Consider the following 25,467-nt stretch of genomic DNA (forward strand, 5'->3'; position numbering starts at 1 on the left):
CCGACGCGCTAGACTTAAGCCTTTGCGCCTTGGCACATCCCAGCCACGACACGGACTTCGCGGTCCTTCACGGAGAAGCAGCGGCATGGACCGGATGGCAGCAATGGAAACGTACGTCAGCGTAGTGGAGGCAGGCTCGTTCTCGGCCGCCGCCAAGCGACTCAAACTCGGGCAGCCGGCCGTCTCGAAGTCGATCGCGCAACTCGAGGCGCGACTGGGCGTGCGACTTCTTTTGCGCTCGACACGCGGGCTGACGCCCACCGATGCCGGTCAGCGCTTCTACGAGCACGCGAAACGCGCCATCGAAGAAGTCGATCTTGCCGAGCACGTCGCGCGCGATGCGTCTACCGGATTGGCCGGCGTGCTGCGCATCAGCGCCGCCGTGACCTTCGCGCGGCTGCATATCCTCCCTTCGCTCAAGACGTTTCTCGATCGGCACCCTGACTTGCAGATCGATATCGTGCTGGACGACCGCAGCATAGATCTGCTCGAAAAAGGCGTGGACGTCGCCCTGCGCATGGGGTCGCTCGACGATTCGACGATGACCGCGCGCCGCATCGCGCAAAGCCGCCGGCTGGTGGTCGGCACGCCGGCCTACCTCGCCGAGGCGGGCATGCCGACCACGCCGGCGGACCTCTGTCAACATCAGGTGATCGTGTATTCGTTGCGAGGCGGCGGCGAGTCCTGGGCGTTCAGCCAGCACGGCAAGGAAGTGGCGGTGGTCGTATCCGGACGCGTCAGCGTGAGCGCCGCCGAAGGCATGCGTACGACGGTGCTCGGCGGACTGGGCCTGGCGATCGCGTCGGAATGGATGTTCTCGCCGGAACTCGCCGACGGCACGGTTCAGGCAGTACTGACCGACTGGGAATTGCCCCCGATCGACCTGTGGGCAGTCTTTCCGGCCGGACGCCTGGTCAGTGCGAAGGCAAGAGCGTTCATCGCCTTCGTCGAAGAGGTGCTCGGTGCAGCCGGTAGCAGTCGTGCCGGCCCGCACTCAGAAAGCGAGCTTGCCGATTGATGCTCCGCCGTCGACGTAAAGCGTCTGACCGGTCATGAAAGCCGCCGCATCGGACAGCAGAAACGCGATCGTCGCGGCGATTTCATGAGGCTGGCCGAAACGGCCCATCGGCACGGCGGCGAGATAGCGCTTCTCGCCTTCGCTGCCCGGCGGATTGTTCGCACGAAACAGCGCGGTCTCGGTCGGGCCGGGCGCGACGGCATTCACCGTGATGCCCGTGCCGGCCAGTTCCAGCGCCCACGAACGCGCAAAACTCACCAGCGCCGCCTTGGCCGCTGCATACGCGGTGCGCTGCGTCATCCCCAAAATCGTCAGGCGCGAGATGTTCACGACACGCCCCCAGCCGCGGGCCCGCATGCCGGGAAGCAGCGCCTGCACCGTCTGCACCGTCTGCACGGCAGGATGAAGATTCAGCGCGAGAACGTCGTCGAGATCGTTCAGCGCGACCTCACCCAGACGCTGCGGCCTGACCAGCGCGACATTGTTTACGACGCCGTCGAACGTGTGACGACGCACGAGATCATCGAGCACCGCGCCCGTCGCGGCACGGTCGGCCAGATCGACACGGACCAGCTCGCCCGGGAAATCGCTCGCGTCGCGCGCGAGACCCACTACATGGTGGCCGTCGGCAATCAGCCGTTCCGTCAACGCGAGACCAATACCCTTGGTCGCGCCCGTTACGAGAAATGTACGATGTGTCATCGAATGTCCTTTACGAACCGGAAGAAATCGACATGCCGCGACCGGTTCCCCGGTGCGGCGTGGCGATCTGTGAGCGTTGAATGACAAGGCTCAGGCGCTGGCTATCGCTTTGTCCAGAACCGGGAACATGTCCGACGGGTCCGGACGGCGCGTGTAATCGGGGTTGACCTCCGAATACAGCACGATGCCATTCTGACCGATCACATAGCGAGCGGGCATCGGCAACGTCCAGCTCGGGTCGTTATTGAACGCCGGCAGATCGTTTTTCAGGTTTTTGTACAGTTCGACCAGATAGTCGGGCAACGCGAAACGCAGTCCGAAGTCGGCACCCGTCTGACCGTTCACGTCGCTCAGCACCGGAAAACCCAGTTCGTGGGTGCGCACGGACTTGCGGCTGTTGACCGGCGTCTGCGGCGAAATCGCCACGACGTTCGCGCCGTAGGCCCGGATCTCCGGCAGCACTTCGTTGATCGCCTGCAATTCGATATTGCAATATGGGCACCAGACGCCGCGATAGAACGTCACCACCAGCGGGCCCTTCACCAGCAACGCGGCGGAAGACACGTCGTTGCCATCCTGATCTTTCAGTTTGAAAGACGGCGCGCGGTCGCCGGCCTTGATCGCGCGACCCGCTTGCCCGCTCGCAATCAGTTCCGCGGTGGCGCGTTCCATCACTGGATGAATCTCCGGCGGTGCGTTGAACGGCGGCTTGCCTGCCTTGAAGTCGACCCGGAACGCGTCGAGTTTGTCTTGGAGTGACATGAGTATTCTCCGTCGAGAGGAATAGAGGAATAAGGAACGAACGAATCAGTGGGTTCAGGCTGCGTTTGGCGCTGAGGCAATGCGTGCCGCTTCGACCGCAGCGATACCTTCGAGCGCCGGGCCGTGGCCGATGCCGTCGTCGATCACGCGACGCAGACCCGGCTCAGGCCCGGCTCAGGCAGCGACCGGTTTGGTCCACTCGTTACCAGCCATGAAGCCGTCGAGTTCGGTGTGGACGATGTGGTTCGTGTAGTTGCTCATCACCTTGGTCGCCACACCCAGAATCACTTCAAGGACGTTCTGACGGGTGTAGCCGGCGGCGAGGAACGCATCGACATCGGCGTCCGGGACGAAGCCACGCTCACGCACCATGAGCGTCGTGAAGCGATGCAGCGCTTCGAGCTTGGCATCGGGCAGCGGCGTGCCCGCGCGCAGTGCGTCGATCACGCCTGCGTCCATCTTGATCATCTTTGCCAGCGTGCTGTGACCGGCCATGCAGTAGTGGCAGTCGTTCTCGAAGTTCGAGGTCAGGTAGACGACCTGTTGCTCGTGCGGCGTCAGCGTGCTTTTCGAGAACAGATCCCACAGCGCCGAATAGCCGGCCAGCAGCGCGGGCGATTCCGCCATATGCGCCTGAAGGTTGGGGACGAAGCCGAAGGCGCGCTTCGTGTCTTCGAGGCTGGCCTTCGACGCGGCCGGCGCGTTATCGATCGTGTAGGTTGGGAAGTGGCTCACCGTTTTGCTCCTGGTGGTTGACGGTGAACAAATGATGAAGGTCAGCGCCCGCTCGAAGAAGGCACGCGCCGTCGATAACAGTCATTCCTCGCAGGCATACCGCGATGGCGGTGCGGTTGGCGTGCACACGCTTGAAGAGACAGAGGGGCGCGACGGGAGGGAGTATTTCGATGCTGCCCGACGCGTTTCGATCAATTGGCTTTGGGGCGGGAGCGACCGCTCGCTGCAATTCGTTCAGGCCGCGTCAGCGGGTCCACGCCTACCATTGCCTTGCATGCTCAGATGGCGCAGGCAAGCTCCCGCTCTTCCACTTTCTCGTTGAACGCATCCGTTCCAATGGTCGGCGCTTCCTCACAAGCACTGAAGTGGTAGCCGGCATAGTGCGCGAACATTCGAATGTCCTTCCCTCCGATGCGACGCTTTTGCAACGCGTATGCTCGGGCGGATTCGGAAAGAAAGAATCGATGTTCGCCGTTACCCGGCTCAACACTCACCAGCGACTTCTCGGTCAGTTCAGCAATGTCGCGGGCAACGTCAGACAGCGTATACCGCGCATCGCATACCAGCGCGCGCAATGCCTCGAAAGTAAAAGCACGCTGGAATGCCGCAACGTGACCCAATAGCTTCTGACTCGACGGGCTCAGCGACGCAAAGCTCCAATCGAAGCTGGCCTGTAACGTCTGGTGGTGCGCAAGCGCCGTCCGGTATCCCCGCGTCAGCAACTTGAAGCGATCGTCGAGAAATCCGTGAACACCTCGAACGCCCAATGCACCGATACGCCCGACTGCCATTTCGATCGCCAGTGGATTACCGTCGAGCCGACGACAGATATCGCCAACGAGACGAGCGCTTTTTCTTAAAGTATCAAGGTCGCAACCCGACTGTCGCGCGCGCTGCAAGAACATCTGCACTGCCTCACAATCCAGCAGCTCTGCGATGGATGACTCCGGACGTGGCACCTGGAGCGGGCGCACGTGGAAGACACGCTCACCTGATACCCTCAACGGCTCACGGCTCGTGACGAGTACCCGCAAGTTGCCAAGCCGCATGCAAACTGAATCGACCAGTCGAGCAACTGCATCGATGACGTGCTCGGCGTTGTCCAGCACCAGCAGCGTGCGGTCTCGCGGCAAAGCTGCGACTAGCGCGTCGACCGCCGACCTGTCGTCCCGTATCGGCAGGCCGAATGCCGTCGCGATTTTTTGCAAGACCGCTTCTGGAGAGGCGGCATCGGAAAGCGCGACGAAACGCGTGATATCAAAACGGCCGCTTACGGCCGCATGAGCAACTTCGATTGCCGCGCTCGTTTTCCCGACTCCCCCGGCGCCCACCAGTGTCAATATATGCGTCGTGTTCAGTATTGCCGCAATATTGGAGACCAGGCTGTCGCGTCCCGTGAGCGCCCCGTGCCGTCGCGGAATATCGCTGTCGGCCTGCCTGGGCGGTGTAGCCGGCGTCAAATTCGCGCTCGGGGCGGATCTCTGCGTCAGTTGGTAACCGCGACCGGGTACGGTCACAATCAGGTCGCGTTGCGGTCCGAGCAATTTTCGCAACGCGGAAATATGGACCTGCAGATTGTTTTCTTCGACTACCGTGCCGGGCCAGACCGCAGCCATCAACTCGTCTTTCGTGACGAGACGTCCCGCCGCCGACAACAGTACCGCGAGCACGTCAAATGCACGCGAACCGACATGGATAGCCTTCCCATCACGTCGTAACGAGCGCGTCGACAAATCGACTTCGAGTGTGCCCAGCAACATGACTCAGGCCTCGTCCATCAGACCAACCGGGCCACTGAGCCAGCAACCGCTGCTTTCATCGGCCGGATCGCGAAAGTTCACCGTGATCGCGGACGGACGTCCCATCGCCACACCCTGACGCACGACGATGCCGCGTCCCGCTCCGGTGACGAGCCCATAGCGATGCGCGCCGTACAGGAGCGCTGCCGCTGCGATGCCGGTCGCCGCGTCTTCCGGATAGCCGGACGCGCGCGGGAATTGCCGGGCGTCGAACACGTGCGGTGCATCGGCATCCAGCGAAAACGGATACAGACCGGTCGACGACAGCGCGTCGCATAAGGCTTCGATCATGTCGAGTTTCGGCGTGATCGCATTCAGCCGTGAGGTCGTGCGGACCGGCACCAGCGTTTTGGTGCGGCTCGTCGTTGCATTGACGATGCCGAGCGGCAGCAGATCGCCCGCATCGAGGTTCAATGCATCGAGTGTCCTGGCAATGAGCGCCGCGTCGACAACCGGCTCGACGCGTCCCGCCGGCTGGCTGACTTCGATCCGCGCGTCGGACGCGTCGTACCGCGCGTCGACGCTGCCGCTCAGCGTTTCAATCAGCGCCGTGTTCGTGCGCCATGCGCCTGTGCGACGCAGCAGCCACAATGCGCCCAGCGTCGCGTGTCCGCACATCTCCATCTCGTGGTTGGGCACAAAAAAGCGGAAGCGGAAATCATGGTGCGGATCGACGGCGCGCATCACAAACCCGCTTTCCAGACCATACGCGCGGGCCACCTCTTTCATTTGCGCGTCGGACCAGCCGTTCGCGTCGAGCACAACCGGGGCCGGATTGCCGCCCTCGTCGGTGGTGGAAAATACCCGTACAAGCCGTACACGTTGTACGATGCTCATGCGCTTGCTCCCTAATTAACTCCGCCTATCGGTGTGCCGCCTTTTGTGAAGCCGGCGGGAAGGCCAGTCCGCCGTCCCTCGCAGCATGCACGGCCTGCGTTTTTTATTCGCTTCCATTTGGGCCGGAACATGCTCACTATCGGGCCATGGCGATTGGCGTCAGCGCGTTGCCCATTCCTTATAAAGTCCCAGGTCGCAGGTTCCCGCCATGTTTTATCAGACGTCCAAATCGCACATTCCCGCCGACCGCGTGGCTGCGACCCGTCGCATCACGATGGCCGATTACGTGACGTCGTGGCACGAGCACGAAGAGTTCATGTTCCTGCTGCCGAGTCAAGGCACGCTGACGCTGACTTCGGAGTGTTCAAAGCATTCGCAACGCATCGGCGCCGGCGTGCTTGCGATGGTTCCTGCCGGGATTTTTCACGACACGACGAGCAATCCCGGAGAGCACTGCCATACGGCGGTCTATGCGGAGCGCGACTTCGTTTCGTTTTGTGCGCGCAAATCCAATGTCCGGATCGCCGGGGGCGATGCACCGCGCTACTGCGTGCCGCCGCCTGCTCTGCTTGGGGCACTACGTTTGCAAACACAGTTCGACGCGGTCGACGAAACGGAGGACGCGCACGATATGGCGCGGTATCAGAACGATCTGGTCGATCGGCTGATTGCGTCGGCGTGCGTGGCGGCGGTGCTCGGCGCCGCACCGAGCGATGCCAATCCGAAGGTTTCGCGCGGGCAACTGGTCAGTGAAATCAAGGCGTACCTTGACGTCATGCTCGCGGAGCGGATCGATATCGAGACAATCGCTTCGGAATTCGCCATATCGCGACGTCATCTCACCCGGATCTTCCGCGAGGAGACCGGCGAAAGCCTCACCGATTATCAGCTCCGGCAACGGGTCATGCGCGCGCGTTCGCTCTTGAACGTTCCCGGCACGACCGTGCTGTCGGCAGCCCTGAGCGTAGGGATCGAATCGCCGTCCTACCTGGCAAGGCTATTTACCAAGTTCGGTCTGCCTGCGCCCCGCGATCTGAAGGCATCCCGTGCTCGATGCAACTGACGCCTCTTCACTTCCGACTTCTGTCGCCCCCGTTGAACTGGAACCACTCAGCCGGTAAATCCTGGCGTACCCGACCGCTCGCGATAAGCTTGCTGCCGGCGGTTGGACGCGGCGGCTCCAGACGGTGACGGTGAACGGCCGATGCCGCACCGGCAATATCTGCCACGTCATCACGCGGCGTGCGGCAAAAGTCCACACGGCAACTGTTCAATTTCCGCACACCGAATCGTATCCACCCGCCAATCCATGCGGGCGCGACGGATGGGAAAAAACCCGGATACCCCCGTTTCACCGCCGTCCCCTACCCTCGCGCGCATGCCGATCGACGCTCACGCAACGATCCGGCCGATCCGAAATCCCCAGGAGCGCACATGGATAGCAACACCCCCGCATTGTTCGACACCGACGTCTGGCGCGGCAAGACCTTCAACGGACGCTGGCACGCAAGCCCGCACGCGGCCGACGTGATCGAGCCGGCGACCGGCAACACGCTCGGCCGCATCGGTCTTGCCGACAGCTCGGCCATCGCCGAAGCATCAGCTACCGCACACCGCGCCCAGCCCGCCTGGTTCGCGCTGCCCTACGACGAGCGCGCAGCCGTCCTGCGCCGCGCCGCGGCCGTCGCCGAAACGCACTCCGACGCGATCGTCGACTGGCTCGTACGCGAAAGCGGCTCGACGCGCGCGAAGGCGGCGTTCGAAACGTCCGTCACGATCAAGGCGCTGCACGAAGCGGCCGGGCTGCCGTCGCGCGCGGCCGGCGAGGTGCTGCCGTCGGCGGCCGGCCGGCTGTCGCTCGCGCGCCGCCGCCCGCGCGGCGTGGTCGGCGTGATCTCGCCGTTCAATTTCCCGCTGTACCTCGCGATTCGCGCGGTGGCGCCCGCGCTCGCGCTCGGCAACGCGGTCGTGCTGAAGCCCGATCCGCGCACCGCCGTGTGCGGCGGCGTCGCGATCGCACGCGTGTTCGAGCTCGCCGGCTTGCCCGAAGGCGTGCTGCACATGCTGCCCGGCGACGGCGCGGCCGGTGCGGCGCTGGTCGCCGATCCGCACGTCGCGATGATCCAGTTCACCGGCTCCACCGCGGCTGGGCGCAAGGTCGGCGAAGCGGCGGGCCGCCACCTGAAGAAGGTATCGCTCGAACTCGGCGGCAAGAATTCGCTGATCGTGCTCGACGATGCCGACCTCGACCGCGCGGTCGCGAACACCGCATGGGGCGCGTATCTGCATCAAGGCCAGATCTGCATGGCGACCGGCCGCGTGCTCGTGCAGCGCGCGATTCACGACCGCTTCGTCGCGAAGCTGGTCGAGAAGGCGCGCAGCCTGCGCGTGGGCGACCCGGCCAGCGGCGACGTCGGCCTCGGCCCGCTGATCAACGCCGCGCAACGCGACCATGCGGCGAGCCTGGTCGACGCGGCCCGCCGCGCGGGCGCGCGCGTCGAGACGGGCGGCAATCATCGCGACCTGTTCTTCGAGCCGACCGTGCTGAGCGGCGTCGCGCCGGGCAATCCGGCGTTCGATGAGGAGATCTTCGGGCCGGTCGCGATCGTCGTGCCGTTCGATACCGACGAAGACGCGATCGCGCTCGCGAACCGGACCGAATACGGGCTGTCGATGGCGATCCTGTCGGCGGACGTCGGCCGCGCGCTGCGGATCGGCGAGCGGTTGAACACGGGGCTGCTGCACATCAACGACCAGACGGTCAACGACGAAGTGATCAACCCGTTCGGCGGTGTCGGCGCATCGGGCAATGGCTCGAGCATCGGCGGTGCGGCAAACTGGGAGGAATTCACGCAGTGGCAGTGGCTGACGATCAAGGGCGAAGCGCCGCCGTATCCGATTTGACGAGGAGACCGACCATGTACACCGAACACGACACACGCGCCGTTACCGCGGCCGTCGCGCGCGCCGCCGGCGCGCCCTTCTCGATCGAAGCGGCCCGCATCCGCGCGCCGCGCGGCGACGAGGTGCTGGTGCGCGTCGTCGCGACCGGCTTGTGCCATACCGACCTGATCGTGCGCGACCAGTACTATCCGGTGCCGCTGCCGGCCGTGCTCGGTCACGAAGGCGCCGGCGTGGTCGAGGCGGTCGGCCCGAACGTGAAGACGCTCGCCGCCGGCGATCACGTCGTGCTGACCTACGGAGCGTGCGGTCACTGCGCGTCGTGCGTCGGCGGTCACGGCGCGTATTGCCGGCAGTTTTTCGCGCTGAACTTCGGCGGCGCCGACGCGGACGGCCAAACCGCGATTCGTGACGAATCCGGCCAACCGCTGCACGATCATTTCTTCGCGCAGTCGTCGTTCGCGAGCTACGCGCTCGCCCGCGAGAACAACGCGATCAAGGTGCCGAAGGAAGCGCCGCTCGAACTGCTCGGCCCGCTCGGCTGCGGGATCCAGACCGGCGCGGGCGCCGTCATCAATTCGCTCGCGGTACGCACCGGCAGCAGCTTCGCGAGCTTCGGCGCGGGCGCGGTCGGCATGAGCGCGGTGATGGCCGCGCGCATCGCCGGCGCGACGACGATCATCGCGGTCGACATCGTGCCGTCGCGGCTCGCTCTGGCGCTGGAACTCGGCGCGACGCACGCGCTCAACAGCCGGGAAGTCGACGTCGCCGACGCGATCCGCGAGATCACCGGCGGCGGCGTCGACTACGCACTCGAATCGACCGGGCTGCCGGCGGTGTTGTCGCAAGGGATCGACGCGCTCGGCTCGCGCGGCACGATGGGCGTGGTCGGCGCGCCGAAGCTCGGCACCAGGGCCGAATTCGACGTGAACAGCCTGCTGCTCGGCGGCCACACGATCCGCGGCATCGTCGAAGGCGACAGCGTGCCGCAGACGTTCATTCCGCAGCTCGTGCAACTGCATCTGCAAGGGCGGTTTCCGTTCGACCGGCTGGTGAAGTTCTATCCGCTCGACCAGATCAACCAGGCGGCGGAAGACAGCAGCAAGGGGATCACGCTCAAGCCGATCCTGCGTTTGCCGCATTGAACGCAACAGGCGCCGCCGGCCGCACGCCGACGCAAATCGCCCGCACGCGGCGGCGCCCCTTCCCGGGAAAATACCCGCCTTCAGGCGCCGGGCTATATTACGCATTCGCGCGACACGCCAGGCCGACACGCCTGGCCCGGACCTCGACTTCAAATGGAGCGCAGCGTGAACACGGCCCCCGAATCCCTTTCACGGCCGGTCGACCTCGACCGGCTCCGCGCCCGCTTCGCCGCGGGCGAGCCGCTGCCGGAAACGGCGTTGCCGGCCAGCGTCGCGCGTTCGTGGCTGCGTTCGCGCGACGCCGGGCTGCGGCCCTGGCAAACCGCCCGCTATGAAATGCAGCGCGAACCCGCCGAATCGCGCGCGGACCGGCGGCTCACCCGCTGCGTCGCGCAGGAGATCGAGCCGCTGTGGGCCGCATTCGGCGGCAACGCATGGACGATCATGTGCGTCAATCCGCACGGCACGATCGTCCATGCGCGCCGCAGCCCGCAATGCGACGACGCGCTGCTGACGCCGATCGTCGCCGGGCGCCGGATCGTCGAACCGAACATCGGCACGACCGCGCCAAGCTGCGTGATTCACGACGGCGCCGAAGCCGTCGTCGCGGGCGCGCAGCACTATCTCGACGAGTTGTCGCGGGTGTTCTGTCTGGCCGTGCCGCTCGTGGGTTTCGACGGCGAAGTGATTGGCGCGCTCGATATCACCGGCGTCGGCAGGCGTAATATCGCGCAGCTGCGCGAGTCATTCCGGCACGCGTCGCTGTCCGCCGAACAGCGGCTCTATGCGATGCTGCGCGACTGCCATCTGCTGCAGGTGCAATTCGATCCGCGCTGGCTCGGCACGCCGCTCGCCGGCGTCATCGCGCTCGACGAAGCGGGCCGCGTGCGCGCGGTGAGCCGCCTGGCCCGCCAGATGCTCGACCTCGTGCCGGTCGGGACGGCGGCGCCGGCCGATCTCCGGCAACTGTTTCCGGGCGCGACGCCCGCGCAGCAGCGCCGGTTGCTGACACCGGCACGCACGCCGCAGCGGATCGCGCGCGACGATGGTAGCCACGTATGGGTGCGCACCGTGCGTGCGCCGCTCGATCGCGCGACGAGGGCGCGTCACGCCGATGTGCTCGAAGACACTGCCGACGTGTGCAACGTCGCGTCGACCGCCGGCCCGCAGGCGAGCCTGCACGAACAGTCGCTCGGCGCGATCCGCCGCGCGCTCGACGAGCACGACGGCAATGTGTCGGCGGCCGCGCGGCAGCTCGGCATTTCACGCACGACGCTGTACGCGAAACTTCGGCAGCTCGACGCGGCAGGGATCAGGCACGACGGGCCGCATTGACGATGCGGAATGAAGCAGGTCGCGTGGCAATTGGCGCTTGGGGCCTGTGCATGCTGACAACGGGCTGGCGTTGCCCCGACGGCCAATGCAGGTTCGGCCCGCCCCATAGTTTCGTGTAATCGCAGCCCGTCATTCGCGTGTCGATACGCGCCGTTGGCGATAACGGAACGTCCGACCCGCCGCCCGCACTCGACGCCTGTCGCGAGCAAGGATCACGAAGCGTCCGCGGTCGGACCATACGCCGCCGAAGCTCGACGGCGATCGTCACGTCACGCTCGGGCGCGGATGGAAACATGCATGTGCCATGCCCACGTCAATGCGGCTCGGAAGCGGTATCCGACCGAAAGGATGCCGCGAATTCCCCGCGCTCGCTCCGAGCGTGGCCTCATAACGATTCCGCGATTCCTTGGTTCCCTCGATGATGCGGTGTCCGTATCGTTCGCGTATTCGTCAGACTTATCGGCCGATGGCAGCGTGTTTTTCGACGGCGAAACGCCGGTGCAAAATATTGCGTTGGTTTCAAACCACTTTGACTCCGGCGGTTTTTGTAATGGCATACTCAAGCCTGGGCGCTGCGCAGAGGCGTTGTCACTTCCAGAGGCGTGGCGGCGCAAATAATATGCGCTTCTTCATGTGCTGTTTTCGTGCACGCTTGCGTGCGTTGACGCCGCAGGTCCAGGAATCCGTTTCATATGAATTACAGTTCACCGATCGGTGGCTCCCCCACGAGATGCAATGTCGACGACGAACGCACGCGCTCGCGCGCGGCATGGCTGACCAGTGAATTCCGCGCGAGCTATGCATGGCTGAAGTCGAAACTGCAGAGGCGCGTCGGCTCGCCTGCCGATGCGGAGGATCTCGCGTCGTCGTCGTTCGCGGAACTTGCCGGTATGCAGGACCTGACAGCAGTGCGCGATGCACGAGCCTTTCTCACGGTCATCGCCCAGCGCCTCACCTACGAGATGTGGCGGCGCCGCGACCTGGAGCGCGCGTATCTGGAAACGCTCGTCCATCGGGAAGAAGCCGTCACGCCGTCGGCGGAAAGCATGGCGGAAGTGACGCAGGCGCTCTTGCTCGTGGATCAGGCGTTGAACGGCCTGTCACCCAATGCGAAAAGCGCTTTCGTGATGAGTCAGATAGACGGCCTCACGCACGCTGAAATCGCCGAGCGGCTCGGCGTGTCGGTGAGCATGGTGCGCAAATATATCGCGCAGGCACTGACGCAGTGCTATCTGATGGCATGAGCCGGCTGCGTCGGCGCTCGGCTGCCGGCTGACATCCTCCCCTGCCGTTCGTTGTCGCGAACGTGCCGCTTTCACTGCGCCGCACCGGGTCGCTCCAGTTGTCGTGCGACGATGTCGATCACCCGGACGGGCGCTGTCTCCAGTTGGGAGTCGTGATCCGTCACGAGCGCCGCGAACACGCGGAAGGCGGCCGAATCGAATCCGTAGCGGCCTTCCTCTCCCGATTCATAGGCATAGCCGGCAATGCGCTCGTATTCGTCGGCCGCGTGCAGGCGTTGCCCGCCGTAGCCGAGCTCGCGCAGGATCGCCGCGGCCATCGCCACCCGCAGCAGGATGCGCAGCGCGGTCAGCGAGCCGGCCCCGGCGCGCAGCGCTTCGAGCTGAAGGTGATACTCCAGCGAAAGCGCGTCGCGAATGGCTTTCGGCAAAGGCAGAAGTTCCGTCTTGTCAGCCCGCGACCGGACCCTCGACTGGTCGAGACGCTGCGTCCACCCTCTCATCTTCGGCTCGCCATCCGTCCGCACGCATTCGTCATGCCGTGCCGCCGACCGTCATGTCGTCCACGCGAACGGTAGGCTGCCCCACGCTCACGGGCACCGACTGGCCGGCCTTGCCGCACACGGCGCGGCCCGTGTCGAGTTCGAGGTTGTTGCCGACCATGCTGATTTTCTGGATCGTTTCCAGCCCGTTGCCGGTGATCGTCGCGCCTTTCACCGGTGCGCAGAGCTTGCCGTTTTCGATCAGGAATGCTTCCGAGGCCTCGAACACGAACTGCCCGCTCGTGATGTCGACCTGCCCGCCCTCGAGCCCCGCCACGTATATCCCGCGCTTTACCGACGCGATGATCTCCTCGTGCTCGCGATCGCCGTTGAGCATGAACGTGTTGGTCATACGGGGCATCGGTAACACCGCATAACCCTCGCGGCGGCCATTGCCCGTCGGCCGCATGTTCATCAGTCGTGCGTTGAGCGAATCCTGCATGCAGCCGCGCAACACGCCGTCCTCGATCAACACCGTGCGTTGCGTCGGACAGCCCTCGTCGTCGACATTGAGCGAGCCGCGGCGGCCTTCGAGCGTGCCGTCGTCGACGATGGTGACGTCGCGCGCCGCCACGCGCTCGCCAATGCGGCCCGCGAACACCGAGGTCTTCCGCCGTATGCCATCGGCCTCGAGACCATGGCCCACGGCTTCGTGCAACAGCACGCCGTTCCAGCCCGGCCCGACGACGACAGTCATCGTTCCCGCCGGCGCGGGCCGTGCATCCAGTTTCGTCAGCGCGGCTTCGACGCGGTCGTGCACCAGCGCGCGGAGGTCGTCGTCCGACCACGAAGCGAGCCCGTAGCGGCCGCCGATCCCGCCGCTCGCGCTTTCGACCCGGTCGCCCGATTTGACCCGAACGTTGATCGCCAACCGCAGCATGGGCCGCACGTCGCCGACGCCGAGCCCGTCGCAACGCGCGATCCACACCGTCTCGTGCGTCGCGGCGAGCATGGCGTTGACCTCGACCACGCGCCGATCCTTCGAACGCGCCAGTTCGTCGACGCGCTTGAGCAGCGCGAGTTTCCGCTCCGCGCCGATCGCGCCAAGCGAGGCGCGCGGAAGATAGATCGATCGCGCCGCCGCGGAACCGGCTGGTTCGCCGCGACGCGTTACGCGGGAAAGAACCTCCGGTCCCGACCGAATCTGCCGCGCGATCGTGCGCAACGCGTCAGCCCCGATTCGTTGCGAACTTGCGAACGTCGTCTCCTCGCCGTTCAGCACGCGAATGCCGAATCCCGAATCGCACTGCCAGGCGCCGCCCCGCACGGCGCCGCCTTCGAGTGACCACGATTCGGCGATCGACTCCTTCAGATAGATGTCGGCGAAGTCGCCGGACTGCCCGAGCGCGCTGTTCAGCGCGGCGAACAAATGCGTTTCGTCGATGCCGTGTTTGTCGAGCAGCCCGGTATACGCCGCGCGACGCATGTCGTCGAGCGAGGGGCCGCGGGTGTCAGTCAGGGTTTCGTGCGTGTCCAGCATGGTGTCGTACCGGTATGTGACAGGAAAGGATGGCCGCGCATCGCGCGCGTCAGCTGCCGCCGATTCTCATTTCATCGATCAGCCACGAACCCGTGCGGAAGCTCCCTCTGGTCACGGTGTCGGCCCCCACGGCGAGCAGGCCGGAAAACATCGCATTCAGATTCGACGCGATCGTGATGCCGGTGACCGGAAAGCGGATCTGGCCGTTCTCCACCCAAAACCCCTTCGCGGCACGCGAGAAATCGCCGGTCAGCCGGTTTACGCCGCCGCCTGCCATCTCGGTGACGAACAAGCCGCGATCGAGCCTTTCCAGCATCGCGTCGATCCCGTCCGAGTTCGCGGTTTTCGCACTGAGCACTTCGAGGTTGTGCGGACCCCGGCCGTTGCCGGTCGGCGCCATGCCGAGACGGCGGGCCGCGTACAAGCCAAGAAAATAGCCGCGCAACACACCCGCTTCGACGACCGATCGCCGGGATACGGCAACGCCATCGGAGTCGAAGCAGCGACTCGCCATTCCCCTGGCGACGAATGGATCTTCGTACAACTGAATGTGATCGGCAAAGACTGGGGTACCGAGACGGCGAGTCAGGTACGAACCCGTCCGATAAAGCGCATCGCCCGACGCCGCGTTGACGAATTCGCCGAGCAGCGACATCGCGGCCATCGGCTCGAACAACACGGGGCAACGCTGCGTTTCAATCTGCGTGCCGCCCAGCAGCGCGAGCGCGCGCGTCGCGGCTTGCGTGCCGATCCGTGCGGGTGCGTCGAGATCGACATAGGCGCGCGCGCCGTCGCTCCAGAATCCCATTTGCTTCTCGCCGCTGCCTGCGGCGACGGGCATGCACGACACGAAATGCGCGGACCACGGCACGCTGTGCCCGAACCCCTCGCTGGTCGCGAGCAGCGACAACCCCGCGGAAGTCCCGACGCTGGCGCCGTTGGTCGTCACGATGGCGGGGCTCGTGGAAAATGCGGCCTCTTCCGCGCGACGGGCGTCGTCGAGCATGTCGTCGAGCGACAGATCGAGCGGATGATACAAGTCCAGATCGATGAAGTCCGTGGCGAGCAAGTCCGCCGGGGCCAAGCCGGCAGCAGCATCGACGTCCGTGACCGACGCGATGTCGATGGCGGCCGCCACCGCACCGGCAAGGCCGTCGGGGGACAAATCGGACGAGGTCGTCGCGCCGCGTCGGCCATTGCGATAGACCGCGAGCGAGACAGATGAAGACAGTCGAAGGCTCCGTTCGGTCGGCATCCGGTTGCGCACGGTGGCTGTCCGCGATTCGACATGATCGACCTCCACACGAACGCCGTCGGCCCCTGCGCGTCGTGCGAGATCGAGTGCACATTCGGCCGCCGCCTCCAGGCTGGATTTCACGTCGCGCCACTGCGTACCGCCGTCATGCATGAAAATTACTCCGAGTGTTGGAATGCCGTGTGCCCAATGAGTCCGCTCATCTGGCGAGACGTTTTCGCGTCATGTCGAGCGGGAGCACATTGGAAATAGTCTATCGAGCGCGATCGGAATTTTTTTACGAAAGAAATCACCGTCTCGCGAATTCGTGGAATCGTTTTGCGCGCACGCCGGCGTATCCGGAATTTACGTTCGACGCGCGCTTTTTCTCACATGACTTACGCGCAGCGCTGCGTGATCGCGATCAAACGATCGCCGATGCTCGTGCCGGCCTTTTTCATGGCCTGCGTGCCCTCGCCGTAGTGAGATCGAAACCGCGCGATGAGTTCAGCATCCACCAGCCCGATTCGCTCGAGGGTCTTGTCGCCTTGCGAAGCCTCTTCGCCGCGCTCCACCGCGCGCTTCGACGTTTCATCCGCGAGCTGCATGAAGCGTCGGTCGTCGTCGGGCGTCCAGTTGCAGGCCGCGCGCAACAACTCCCAATGCGCGCCCGCAAGGCCGAATATGAAATCGGTGACGATCCCGGCATCGCCGAGCGGCTGAGCGATCAACACGAGAAGCCGTGTCGCCAACGCGTGTGCGGCGCCGGCCGGGGTGGTATCGGCTTTCGCGAGCGCCTGCTTGATCGCGGCCAGTTCCGGGTCCAGGAGCCCTTCCGCCCGAGCGGGGTCATGCTGCGCGGCCAGCCGGTCGCGAATCGACAGCAACGCCGCATCGCCGCCGATCAACTCGGTCATCTCGTCGCCGGACAGCAGATCCGTGACCAGCATTTGCGGCAGCCACGAGAGATTCGCTCCCACCGGAATGGCGTCAAGCCACTGCGCGACGAACTCCGCCCCGTTCAGATGGGTGCTGCGATAGCTCGACAGCGATTCCACCACGGCCAGCACGTTGGCCGGAATACCCAGCGTTCTTGCGCAATCGTCCACGTCCGCGGTGTTGCAGACGAACTGAATGGCGCTGCCGATTTCGCCGTCCCACATCGCTTCGGAAGGCGCGGCTCGCTTGCGATCCAGCCACACGCGCAACGCGGCAAGGCGTTCCGTCTTGAGCTGGGCGTTGCCGCCGAATGCATTCGGTGCAACGGCGATCGCCGCCGGCAACGGCGTCACGGAGCCGAGGTGATTGTCGATGAAGCCGGCCAGTTGCGTGGCGGAGCGATTGCCGACCACGCGGCCGAGCTCCTTGCCGCCGCTCAGCAGGATCAGTGTCGGAATACCGCGGACACCGAATCGTTCTCGCACGCCTTCATTCTCGTCCACGTCGATCTTCACGAACGCCACGTTGCCCTGAAACTGCTCGCTCACTTTCGACAGCGTCGGCGCGAGCGCCTTGCACGGACCGCACCAGGGCGCCCAGAAGTCGATCAGTACGGGCAGCGGGTTGTTGATCACGTCGGCTTCGATGGTTTCCAGCGTCACTGCTTTCAGATTGCTCATGGATCGACCTTGTCCTGTTTCGTTTGTTGGCGCGCCGTACATTGTTCAAATGCACGGCGTCGGTTGGGATCGTGGCGCTCAGCACAGTTGCGTTCCGACGGATGCGCGACCGCCGGCGTGTGCGCCCTCCGTTTCGTCGGCCGCGTCCTGTCGTGCTTCCGGTGCCGCCGGTGCGGGAAAATCGAGCGTCGTGTCGTGAAACGCCAGCAGTTCCTTGCGATGCGCGACGCTGACGACCGTGGCCTGAGGCAAACGCTCGATTAGCAGACCGTAAAGTTCCTTCTCGCTCTGGCTATCGAGTGCGGACGTGCATTCGTCGAGGAACACCGTGGAAGGTTTGGCGAGCAGCACGCGCGCAAATGCCACGCGCTGTTGCTCGCCGCCGGACAACCGTGTGCTCCAGCGGTCCTCCACATGGAGCTGGGAGGCATAGGTCGACAATCCGCACGCATGCAGCAGTGCCTCGCATTCGCTGTCCGGGTACGCCGAAGCGTCGCGCGGATAGGTCACGGCCGCCTTCAGCGTGCCCGGCGGGATATAGCTGCGTTGCGGCAAGAAAAACGTGCCGACTGCCGGACGCACGATCGTGCCTTCGCCGTAGGGCCATAGGCCGGCCAGCGCGCGCAGCAACGTGCTTTTTCCGCACCCCGAGCGACCTCGCACGAGGCACCGCCGGCCGGCCAGGAGCACGAAGTCGGGCACGCGCGACAGTGTGGCGCCGGACGCGTCGCGCAAGACGAGCCCGCTCGCGGCGACCGCTCCAGTGTGGCTTTCGTCCAGCGCGATGTCCTGCCGCGGCTCATGCTCGCTCACGTGCAGGAATTCGCGCAAACGGTTGGCCTCCGCACGCCACGACGTAAATCCTGGATACACTTGCGGAAAAAATGCCAGCGCTCCCGTGACGGAATGAAATGCGCCGTTCGACTTCATCAGCCCGCCGAGCGTCAGCCCACCCGACATCAGTTGCGGCAGCACCAGCAAGGTCGGAATGACCGAACTGACCTGACCGACGATATTGGTGAAGAATAAGAGGCGCGTATTCACCCACAGCGTCGCGTAGAGATTCGATACCACGAAGCGAAACGATGCCCGCAGACGCCCATGCTCGGACGTTTGCCCCTGAAAGAACGCGATCTGTTCCGCGAATTCACGCACGCCCACCATGAGCACGCGAAAATCGCCCTCGACACGATGCTGTCTGGCCGTCAGCGTGATGAGCCTGCGGCCCAGATAATGCGTCGCTGCGAAAATGACGGCGGTGTAGGCAAATGCGGCGAATACCAGATAACCGTGCAATACGTATGACGATCCGCCGACGTGCATTTGAAACGGGCCGCCCATGCGCCACAGCACGACGCTGAACGACACGACGCTGACCGGTACCGAAAGAAACCCGAGACCCAGCAGCAGCGTGTCGTTGACGAACAGCTTCACGTCTTCAGCGATACGCTGGTCGACGTTCTCGAGTTCCCGGTCGCGTTCGATCCGATAATAGTTGTTGCGTGCGAGCCATTTTTCGGCGAGCCAGGTCGTGAGCCACCGGCGCCAGCGAATCTGCACGATTTGCTGCAGCACCACCCCGGTAATCTGCACGACCGCGCCGGCCATCGCCACGAGCAGGAAACGCACGAGCAGCTCCGGCAGCACCTTGAATCGGGAAGCACCGATCGCATCGTAGAACGTGCCGGTCCAGTTGTTGTTCCACAGCATCACGTACGTCGTGGCCCAACTCGACCCGATCACGAGCATCAGCAATATCAGCGAGAACACGCCTTCGCGCGTACGCCAGTACGGCAGCAGCAGGCGCCACACCGGCGGAAAGCGGCGGCGCGCTTGCGCGTCTTCCGCGCGGTCAACGGGGAAAGCGCCGTTCACCGTCATTGGTGCGCCTCGGGCGGTTGCATCACGAAGTTGATCTTGTTGAGACCACCGCCCTGGAGCGCCGCCAGAATGGTCGCGACCTTGCCGTACTCGACGTGCTGATCCGCGTTGATGTTGACCGCGGGCGGCTCGCCCTGCGCCGCGGCCTCGGCCACGTGCGCCTTCAACGCATCCGCGTCGACCGGTTGCTTGTTCCACAGCACCGTCTTGTCGGCCGTGATCGACAGATCGATGTCCTGCGTTTTCGACACGGCCGGCTGCGCCGCCGCCTGCGGAAGATCGACCTTCACCGCCTTGTTGATGACGGGCAGCGTCACGATGAAGATGATCAGCAACACCAGCATGACGTCGATCAGCGGCGTCATGTTGATGTCGTTCATGACGCCTTCGTCGCCGCCGCCATCGGTAATCATTGACATGGCGGGCTCCTTCAGGCGGCCAGGTTGGGCGTGGCGCGCTTGGTCGCGACTGGTGCGCCGACCGGTCGGCTAGCGTCGGCGCGGGCCTTTGCGCCGGTGACGAAATACACGTGCAGCTCGTGCGCGAAGCGGTTCAGCCGATGGCTCACGCGCTTGTTGCCGCGGTTCACGTAGTTGAAGCCGAGCACCGCCGGAATGGCGACGAACAGCCCGATCGCCGTCATCACGAGCGACTCGCCCACCGGGCCGGCAACGTGATCGAGGCTGGCCTGCCCCGACATGCCGATCGCCATGAGTGCGTGATAGATGCCCCAGACGGTACCGAACAGCCCCACGAACGGCGCGGTGCTGCCGATCGAGCCCAGCACGGCCAGGCCGTTCTGCAGGCGCGCGACTTCATCGTCGAATGCGTTGCGCAGCCCGCGCGCCACCCATTCGCTCGCGCTCAGGCTGCCCTGCATCGACGGTTCGTTGCCCGCATGCTGTTCATTCGCTTCGCGCCCGGCAAGCACCAGCGCACGATAAGGATTGTCACCGCGCTCGCCCAGCGCCGCGATGCCGTCGCTGATCGACGCACTGGACCAGAAACCCGTTTGCGCGCGCTTGCCGAGCGATTCGAGGCGCCGATTGGCGAATCCTTTCGTCAGTATCACGAACCACGAGACGACGGACATGCCGATCAGGAAAACGAAGATGAAGCGGGTAACGAAGTCACCCTGTTGCCAGACGTTGGCGATGCCATACTGTTCCATGTATTGCTCCGATTGGTGCGGGTTCAGTCGTTCAGGTTGAATGCAATGGGTTGGGAAGCTTCGACCGAGCGCGCGATGCCCGCGGTCTCGTACGGGTGACAGCGGCCGGCACGGATCGCCGCGACGGCGGCCGCGTCGAGCAGCGGCGAGCCGCTGCTCTGCGCCACGCGCGCGGACGTCACCGCGCCGTCGGTGCCGATGCTCAGATGCACGACCACGGTGCCTTCCTGTTGCAGCCGTCGCGCTTTCGCCGGGTAGTCGGGGCGCGGTATCTGGCATCCCAACTGCTTCAACTCGCCCGCGCTGATTTGCTTAGGCGCGTCCAGCAGGTTCGGCCCCGGCGCGGGTTGCGCGACAGGTTGCGCGGGCGCCGCTTCGGGTGCGGGATGCGGCGTGGGCGACGGCGCGGCCGACCGCGTTTCGGCCGGTTTCGGCGCCTCCTGGGGCGCCGCTTCGACCGTACGCGGGCTCGGCGCGTGCGACGCCAACACGTGCGCCTTTTCCGGCTTCGCCGGCGCCACCGGTTTCGGTGGCTCGGTCCGCGGCTTGGGCGGCGCAGGCGGGGTTGGCGCGGGCCGCGGCGCCGGCGCGGCAACCAATTGCACCTGCACCGTGCCGCCCGCGGGACGCCCGGCCTCGAGCCTGAGCGTCACCGCGCTTTGGTGGACTGCGACGTACAGCCCCAGCGCATGGGCGAGCAGCACCCCTGCGGCACACGCGATGCGGCGTGTGCGTGCATGGGGTACCTGGGACGGATTCTCGCGCGCGGCGACGTCGTCCCAGGTGCGGGCGGGCAAGGAATCAGAAGTCATAGGTACCGGTCAGCATGACCGTCCGCTCCGGTCCCATCGGGATCAGGCTGGGCGTCGTGCTGCTGTAGTAGAGCTTGCGATTGAATACGTTCTTGATCGAAAGATTCAGGCCGTAACCTTTCTTCCGATAGAACACACCGAGATCCGTCTCCACCTGGCTGGGGATGCGGTACGCCGAGCCCGAGCCGATGTACTGCCCGCTCGCGAAGAAGAGCCCCGCGCCGACCCCGAAACCCCGGAGCTTTTCGGTCTGGAAGTTGTAGGTCGCCCACAGGCTGGCGCTGTTCTTGGGGAGGTTCACCGCCAGCTTGGTGTCCGGGGGCTGCACGAAGTCGTTGTACGTATAGCTGCCCACCACATTGACGCCAGGCAGCGGCTGCCCGGTAATCTCCGCTTCGAATCCGCGGCTCACGGCGCCGCCGGCGGGAAGATAGAAACCGCGATGAAGCGGATCGGCAACGTTGTAATTGCTGAACGAGGTGCGATAAGCCGAGGTCGTGATGGCCAGCTTGTCGTCCAGCAGATTGAACTTCATGCCCACTTCGACTTGCTGGCTGATCTGCGGAGGAAGGATGCCGCCGCCGAATTGAGTCGCCGTGCCTGGCTCAAAGCCGCGGTTATAGCTGGCATAAGCCGAAACCTCGGAGGTCAGTTCATAGAGTAGGCCGACGCTTGGGCTATAAGCGTTCTGATGGTTTCCCGGTGATCCGTCGCCGCCGATCGTATTCGTCAGATAGGTATCCCGCCGCACGGAAGCGAGCGCGTGGAAATTCCTGTAGGAAAACTGATCTTGAAGGTACAACCCTGTTTGCACGAAGTGACTTCCGAACGTCGGCGCCACGTTCCCCGTATCGGACGAAGGCAACGAAGGAGGGCCGAAAACATTCAGAACGGAAATGAATTTCGAGGTCGTGGTGTCAGCCTGATACTGGTTGTAACGACTGAGATCCCAACCTGCTATTACGGTGTTCTTCACACCGCCGATATCGAACTTGGCTCGCAGGTAATTCTGGAAGCTCCAGCTGTAGTAATCCGAAATAGAATCGAAGTTGAAGAACGCCGCGCCATTGGTCGGCGAGAGCGTCGTCGCCGTCGCCCAAACCTGCTGCGTTTGCTGGGTACGCGTATAGGAACCCTTGCTCACGAAGGTCAGCGCCTTGCCGAGCTTTTGTTCGAGGTGAAAGAAAATATTGTCGGTTTGCGCGCCGAAGTGGTCGGACGGTGAGCCAAGCGGACGATCGATATAGTTTCGGTAGATATCGCCCGCGGCATAACCGACCGTGAACTGCGGAACCGGCTGGCGATCAACCGTGCGCTCATAGCCGACCGTCAGGTCCGTGGTCGAATCCTTCCATTGCACGGTCGGCGCAAAGTAGAAATTTCTCTGGCCGTCATACCCCATGGCATTCTGGCCGACCCGCTCCCCCGAGATGATGAAGCGATACCGGAGCTTCTTGTCGTCGGTAATCGCGCCCGTGGTGTCCAGCGCGATCTGCGTGTCACCGTACGTGCCATAGCCTAGTTTGATTTCGTGAAACGGGTCGGCCTGCGGTGTCTTCTTGACGATATTGATCACGCCACCCGGCGGGCTGTTACCGTTCACGATCGCCGACGGCCCCTTGATCACTTCCACGCTCGAGATCGCGATCGTCGGCGTGACGTTGGGCGCTGATCCGACTGTCGCGAGGCCGTCCGAGGTCAGGTTTTCCGCAGCAAACCCGCGAATCATGTACTGCGGCACGCCCAGCGGCCCCGGCCGCGTGACGACACCGGAAGCATTCCTCAGCACATCGGAGAGCGACTGAGCGGCCTGGCTCTGGATCACCGCCGCGTTGATGACGCTGACCGATTTCGGCGTCTCGCTCAGCGGCACATCCGATCGCGCATAGGTGGACGACGATTCCGCGACGAAGCCGGTGCCGCCGGAGTCCCGGCTGGCTGCCACGCTGATGAGCGGAAGCGTGGTATCGACAGGCCCCACGGAGGCTGCCGCCGCCGACGCCGCGACGGGCGCCGCCGCGGCCGGCTTCGCAACCGCCTTCTGAATGGTCAGACCACCGCTGCCCGTCGCGACAAGGTCGAGGCCGGTGCCTCGGAGCGCTTGTCGAATCGCGGCCTCGGCGGTGTAGCTGCCCTCCACGGGCGACGATTTCAACGATTGCACGAGGCCCGCGTCGTAGCTCAACCTCACGTTGGCCGCCTGCGCAATTTCGACCAGCGTACGGTCCAGCGGACCGCTCGCGAGATGCCATGAATGCTGGGCAGCCTGTTGTGCATGCGCCGACGCCGCAATGAAAACCTGTGCAACGGCGACCGCGATGGCAACCCCTGATGCCTGGCTCGAGATGGCCCGGCGCGTTCTGATGTTGAGCTTCACGTTTGAACCGCTCCCTTGTCGAATGTATTGGCTCTTCGTCCGTTCTGTCAGTATTCCTACGCGTAATCGCGTCATCATCGTGTCGCAAAGTACCGTCATGCTTCAAATCGGGCTTCGGTCAGCCTCTGCCCGAACGCGTCATCGATGAAACAAGTCTATCGTCCGGGCCTGGAATGTTTTTTTGAAACAATTCCGTTGCGCCGCCCGTTTTGGAATTCCATTCCGCGGTTTCCGCCGCGCCGGTGAAATTCCGTCCTTCTCCGTCCCTGTCGATAAACTGCGCGACCCGTGAGGTCACAGCATGTAATCGAGCGGTAATACGGTGGTCTGCTTAATGGTCTCCATCGCGAAGCTCGAACTGACGTCGAAGATGTCGACCGCGCCGATCAGACGCCTGTATACGCTGTCGTACGCGTCGATATGCGGCACCACGACCTTGAGCATGTAGTCGATGTGCCCGCTCATGCGATGGACTTCCACCACTTCGGGAATCGTCGCCACCACGTCGCAGAAACGCCGCAACCATGCGGCGGTATGTTCCGCGGTCTTGATTTCCACCAGAACGGTCACGCCCACGTTGAGCTTCTTCGCGTCCAGAAGCGCCACGCGGCGCGCGATCACGCCGTCCTGCTCGAGCTTCTGAATGCGTCGCCAGCATGGCGTGGTCGAAAGGTTCACGCGGTCGGCGATTTCGGCCACCGAGAGCGTGCTGTCCTGCTGCAGCACGGACAATATGGCCTTGTCGATAGCGTCGAACACACTTCCTCCACTCGAGTGCACGGGTTGATGTCGAGCGATTCGATGCGCTCTTGATTACCTTGTGCAACGAGCGGCGAAAAGTGACACCGCGAATCGAAAAAATTTCGGAGGGGACTGGAGGGGCTGCCTGCGATTTCAGGCAGGTGTGGCGACGGCGAGCATGTTGCCGTACAGATTCAGGGAAAACCCGAGGCTTTCGGCCAGTTGCCGGAGTGCGGCCGGCGCGTCGTCGAGCGGAAAGACGCCGCTCACGCGGCGCGACAGCGCGGCCTCCGGAAACCGGATATAGCCGCCAAAGTAACGGCCCAGCGTTTCGATCACGTCCGGCACCGCGCGGTCGAGCACGACCAGCGTGCCGCGTGTCCACGAGAAGATGTCGGCCGACGTTTCGGGCATGCGGGCGATCTGCCCGCCGGACAGCGACCATGCCGATCCATCGGGCACCCGCAAGCGGCGCCCGCGAGGCACGGCCAGGACCGCGTCGCCGCCTTGCACGGCCACGACGGTATGCAGGCGCAGAACGTCCACGCTCACGCGCGCCCGCTCGGTGCGGACCATGCCGTCGCGGGTGGTCACGACGACCGGCTGATCGCCCGCGCGATTCGGATCGGTTGCAACCTGGCCGGCGGCCAGATAGAGGTCGGCCTGCTCACGTGCATGGGTATACACCCGCGTGGCCGCGCCGGCCGTGACCGAAACATTGCCGTCGAACTGGACCCGTTGTGGGACCACCTCGCCATTGTGGTAGTCCGCGTCGAGCGAAAACGTCGAAACGAGCTGACGCGTGCCGATCCCGGCGAGCACGATGCCTCCCAGGCCCGCGCCGGCTTTCAGCCATCGTCTGCGGTGACGCGACGGCTCGTCGAGCGCCCGCCGCACCGCCGTACTCGACGTGCCCTGCAACGGGCCCAGCCTGCCGAGCCGCTGCTGCAGCCGCGCCCACGCTTCTTCGTGGGCCGGGTCCGCGCGCCGCCATGCCAGGAATGCGTCGCGCTCCTCCTGCGAAATCTCGCCGGAGCGCAGCCTCACTTCCCAGTCAATCGCCTCTTGCGCCACGGGATCGAGCGTGGAGTTACCGTTCATGAGCGTCAATCAATCGAGGGCGAACGGCCGTGCC

General features: G+C 64.5%; 22 protein-coding genes. 6 read left to right on the top strand and 16 right to left on the bottom strand.

Translation table 11 applies throughout. The features are described from left to right. Positions 1 to 85 precede the first annotated feature (85 nt). A complete protein-coding gene (locus HWX07_RS08540) occupies positions 86 to 1,018 on the top strand; it encodes a LysR family transcriptional regulator (protein ID WP_175875970.1) in 933 nt (310 codons plus the stop codon). Here HWX07_RS08540 and HWX07_RS08545 read toward each other — a convergent pair. From HWX07_RS08545 to HWX07_RS08565, 5 genes are all read right to left on the bottom strand, one after another. Next, positions 995 to 1,720 carry an SDR family oxidoreductase gene (locus HWX07_RS08545; RefSeq protein WP_175875971.1) on the bottom strand — a complete coding sequence of 242 codons (726 nt, stop codon included), beginning with the start codon at positions 1,718 to 1,720 and terminating at the stop codon, positions 995 to 997. The two genes, HWX07_RS08540 and HWX07_RS08545, sit on opposite strands and share 24 nt — an antisense overlap. A 90-nt stretch (positions 1,721 to 1,810) precedes the next feature. After that, positions 1,811 to 2,482 carry a peroxiredoxin-like family protein gene (locus HWX07_RS08550; protein ID WP_175875972.1) on the bottom strand — a complete coding sequence of 224 codons (672 nt, stop codon included), beginning with the start codon at positions 2,480 to 2,482 and terminating at the stop codon, positions 1,811 to 1,813. 174 nt (positions 2,483 to 2,656) lie between these two features. Next, positions 2,657 to 3,217, bottom strand: coding sequence for a carboxymuconolactone decarboxylase family protein (locus HWX07_RS08555; protein WP_175875973.1), 561 nt, complete (start codon positions 3,215 to 3,217; stop codon positions 2,657 to 2,659). A gap of 278 nt (positions 3,218 to 3,495) precedes the next feature. Then, the gene (locus HWX07_RS08560; RefSeq protein WP_175875974.1) at positions 3,496 to 4,977 is read right to left on the bottom strand and encodes a winged helix-turn-helix domain-containing protein; all 1,482 of its coding nucleotides are present in this window, start codon (positions 4,975 to 4,977) and stop codon (positions 3,496 to 3,498) included. Between the two features lie 3 nt (positions 4,978 to 4,980). Then, positions 4,981 to 5,853 (bottom strand): PhzF family phenazine biosynthesis isomerase, encoded by an 873-nt coding sequence (locus tag HWX07_RS08565; RefSeq protein ID WP_175875975.1) that lies wholly within the window; start codon positions 5,851 to 5,853, stop codon positions 4,981 to 4,983. Between the two features lie 208 nt (positions 5,854 to 6,061). Between HWX07_RS08565 and HWX07_RS08570 the strand changes: the two genes are divergently transcribed. The 5 genes from HWX07_RS08570 (at position 6,062) to HWX07_RS08590 (ending at position 12,478) form a co-directional block, all read left to right on the top strand. Next, positions 6,062 to 6,916 carry an AraC family transcriptional regulator gene (locus tag HWX07_RS08570; RefSeq protein WP_175875976.1) on the top strand — a complete coding sequence of 285 codons (855 nt, stop codon included), beginning with the start codon at positions 6,062 to 6,064 and terminating at the stop codon, positions 6,914 to 6,916. Between the two features lie 371 nt (positions 6,917 to 7,287). Continuing rightward, entirely contained in the window at positions 7,288 to 8,757 is a 1,470-nt protein-coding gene (locus HWX07_RS08575) for a benzaldehyde dehydrogenase (protein ID WP_175875977.1), read from the top strand. A 14-nt stretch (positions 8,758 to 8,771) separates the two neighbouring features. Next, entirely contained in the window at positions 8,772 to 9,899 is a 1,128-nt protein-coding gene (locus HWX07_RS08580) for an NAD(P)-dependent alcohol dehydrogenase (RefSeq protein WP_175875978.1), read from the top strand. A gap of 165 nt (positions 9,900 to 10,064) precedes the next feature. Continuing rightward, positions 10,065 to 11,234: a helix-turn-helix domain-containing protein gene (locus tag HWX07_RS08585; RefSeq protein WP_244129955.1), complete on the top strand. Its 1,170-nt coding sequence runs from the start codon at positions 10,065 to 10,067 to the stop codon at positions 11,232 to 11,234. A 692-nt stretch (positions 11,235 to 11,926) separates the two neighbouring features. After that, positions 11,927 to 12,478 (top strand): sigma-70 family RNA polymerase sigma factor, encoded by a 552-nt coding sequence (locus HWX07_RS08590; RefSeq protein ID WP_175875980.1) that lies wholly within the window; start codon positions 11,927 to 11,929, stop codon positions 12,476 to 12,478. 71 nt (positions 12,479 to 12,549) lie between these two features. Here the strand turns inward: HWX07_RS08590 and HWX07_RS08595 are convergent, their stop codons facing one another. The 11 genes from HWX07_RS08595 to HWX07_RS08645 all read right to left on the bottom strand — a co-directional run bounded on the left by HWX07_RS08595 (position 12,550) and on the right by HWX07_RS08645 (position 25,433). Then, positions 12,550 to 12,978: a Fis family transcriptional regulator gene (locus tag HWX07_RS08595; RefSeq protein ID WP_175875981.1), complete on the bottom strand. Its 429-nt coding sequence runs from the start codon at positions 12,976 to 12,978 to the stop codon at positions 12,550 to 12,552. 31 nt (positions 12,979 to 13,009) lie between these two features. Then, positions 13,010 to 14,497 (bottom strand): metalloprotease TldD, encoded by a 1,488-nt coding sequence (tldD, locus tag HWX07_RS08600; protein WP_175875982.1) that lies wholly within the window; start codon positions 14,495 to 14,497, stop codon positions 13,010 to 13,012. Between the two features lie 49 nt (positions 14,498 to 14,546). Continuing rightward, complete coding sequence (locus HWX07_RS08605; RefSeq protein ID WP_175875983.1) at positions 14,547 to 15,905, bottom strand: metallopeptidase TldD-related protein; 1,359 nt, start codon at positions 15,903 to 15,905, stop codon at positions 14,547 to 14,549. Between the two features lie 224 nt (positions 15,906 to 16,129). Continuing rightward, the gene (trxA, locus tag HWX07_RS08610) at positions 16,130 to 17,350 is read right to left on the bottom strand and encodes a thioredoxin (protein WP_175875984.1); all 1,221 of its coding nucleotides are present in this window, start codon (positions 17,348 to 17,350) and stop codon (positions 16,130 to 16,132) included. A 78-nt stretch (positions 17,351 to 17,428) separates the two neighbouring features. Beyond that, the gene (locus tag HWX07_RS08615; protein ID WP_175876161.1) at positions 17,429 to 19,231 is read right to left on the bottom strand and encodes an ABC transporter ATP-binding protein/permease; all 1,803 of its coding nucleotides are present in this window, start codon (positions 19,229 to 19,231) and stop codon (positions 17,429 to 17,431) included. Then, positions 19,228 to 19,650 carry a biopolymer transporter ExbD gene (locus HWX07_RS08620; protein ID WP_175875985.1) on the bottom strand — a complete coding sequence of 141 codons (423 nt, stop codon included), beginning with the start codon at positions 19,648 to 19,650 and terminating at the stop codon, positions 19,228 to 19,230. Before HWX07_RS08620 ends, HWX07_RS08615 begins: the two co-directional genes overlap by 4 nt. An 11-nt stretch (positions 19,651 to 19,661) precedes the next feature. Then, on the bottom strand, positions 19,662 to 20,402 hold the full coding sequence (locus HWX07_RS08625; RefSeq protein ID WP_027808560.1) for a MotA/TolQ/ExbB proton channel family protein: 741 nt from the start codon (positions 20,400 to 20,402) through the stop codon (positions 19,662 to 19,664). A 23-nt stretch (positions 20,403 to 20,425) separates the two neighbouring features. Beyond that, positions 20,426 to 21,214, bottom strand: a complete 789-nt coding sequence (locus HWX07_RS08630) for an energy transducer TonB (protein ID WP_175875986.1) — start codon at positions 21,212 to 21,214, stop codon at positions 20,426 to 20,428. Then, positions 21,204 to 23,591 (bottom strand): TonB-dependent receptor, encoded by a 2,388-nt coding sequence (locus HWX07_RS08635; RefSeq protein WP_244129956.1) that lies wholly within the window; start codon positions 23,589 to 23,591, stop codon positions 21,204 to 21,206. The genes HWX07_RS08630 and HWX07_RS08635 overlap by 11 nt, the downstream gene beginning before the upstream one ends. A gap of 294 nt (positions 23,592 to 23,885) precedes the next feature. Beyond that, positions 23,886 to 24,350, bottom strand: coding sequence for an Lrp/AsnC family transcriptional regulator (locus tag HWX07_RS08640; protein WP_122478310.1), 465 nt, complete (start codon positions 24,348 to 24,350; stop codon positions 23,886 to 23,888). A gap of 135 nt (positions 24,351 to 24,485) precedes the next feature. Further along, on the bottom strand, positions 24,486 to 25,433 hold the full coding sequence (locus HWX07_RS08645; RefSeq protein ID WP_175876163.1) for a DUF4880 domain-containing protein: 948 nt from the start codon (positions 25,431 to 25,433) through the stop codon (positions 24,486 to 24,488). Positions 25,434 to 25,467: the final 34 nt, after the last annotated feature.

The organism is Burkholderia sp. BCC0097, from assembly GCF_902832985.1.
Lineage (GTDB): Bacteria > Pseudomonadota > Gammaproteobacteria > Burkholderiales > Burkholderiaceae > Burkholderia > Burkholderia orbicola.

Excerpts from the sequence above, each read along its gene's own strand:
- tldD (WP_175875982.1), bottom strand. The coding sequence starts at position 14,497 with ATGCTGGACACGCACGAAACCCTGACTGACACCCGCGGCCCCTCGCTC.
- HWX07_RS08605 (WP_175875983.1), bottom strand. The coding sequence starts at position 15,905 with ATGCATGACGGCGGTACGCAGTGGCGCGACGTGAAATCCAGCCTGGAG.
- HWX07_RS08630 (WP_175875986.1), bottom strand. The coding sequence starts at position 21,214 with ATGACTTCTGATTCCTTGCCCGCCCGCACCTGGGACGACGTCGCCGCG.
- HWX07_RS08625 (WP_027808560.1), bottom strand. The coding sequence starts at position 20,402 with ATGGAACAGTATGGCATCGCCAACGTCTGGCAACAGGGTGACTTCGTT.
- HWX07_RS08595 (WP_175875981.1), bottom strand. The coding sequence starts at position 12,978 with ATGAGAGGGTGGACGCAGCGTCTCGACCAGTCGAGGGTCCGGTCGCGG.
- HWX07_RS08575 (WP_175875977.1), top strand. The coding sequence starts at position 7,288 with ATGGATAGCAACACCCCCGCATTGTTCGACACCGACGTCTGGCGCGGC.
- HWX07_RS08540 (WP_175875970.1), top strand. The coding sequence starts at position 86 with ATGGACCGGATGGCAGCAATGGAAACGTACGTCAGCGTAGTGGAGGCA.
- HWX07_RS08545 (WP_175875971.1), bottom strand. The coding sequence starts at position 1,720 with ATGACACATCGTACATTTCTCGTAACGGGCGCGACCAAGGGTATTGGT.
- HWX07_RS08580 (WP_175875978.1), top strand. The coding sequence starts at position 8,772 with ATGTACACCGAACACGACACACGCGCCGTTACCGCGGCCGTCGCGCGC.
- HWX07_RS08560 (WP_175875974.1), bottom strand. The coding sequence starts at position 4,977 with ATGTTGCTGGGCACACTCGAAGTCGATTTGTCGACGCGCTCGTTACGA.
- HWX07_RS08645 (WP_175876163.1), bottom strand. The coding sequence starts at position 25,433 with ATGAACGGTAACTCCACGCTCGATCCCGTGGCGCAAGAGGCGATTGAC.
- HWX07_RS08565 (WP_175875975.1), bottom strand. The coding sequence starts at position 5,853 with ATGAGCATCGTACAACGTGTACGGCTTGTACGGGTATTTTCCACCACC.
- HWX07_RS08570 (WP_175875976.1), top strand. The coding sequence starts at position 6,062 with ATGTTTTATCAGACGTCCAAATCGCACATTCCCGCCGACCGCGTGGCT.
- trxA (WP_175875984.1), bottom strand. The coding sequence starts at position 17,350 with ATGAGCAATCTGAAAGCAGTGACGCTGGAAACCATCGAAGCCGACGTG.
- HWX07_RS08550 (WP_175875972.1), bottom strand. The coding sequence starts at position 2,482 with ATGTCACTCCAAGACAAACTCGACGCGTTCCGGGTCGACTTCAAGGCA.
- HWX07_RS08590 (WP_175875980.1), top strand. The coding sequence starts at position 11,927 with ATGAATTACAGTTCACCGATCGGTGGCTCCCCCACGAGATGCAATGTC.
- HWX07_RS08615 (WP_175876161.1), bottom strand. The coding sequence starts at position 19,231 with ATGACGGTGAACGGCGCTTTCCCCGTTGACCGCGCGGAAGACGCGCAA.
- HWX07_RS08620 (WP_175875985.1), bottom strand. The coding sequence starts at position 19,650 with ATGTCAATGATTACCGATGGCGGCGGCGACGAAGGCGTCATGAACGAC.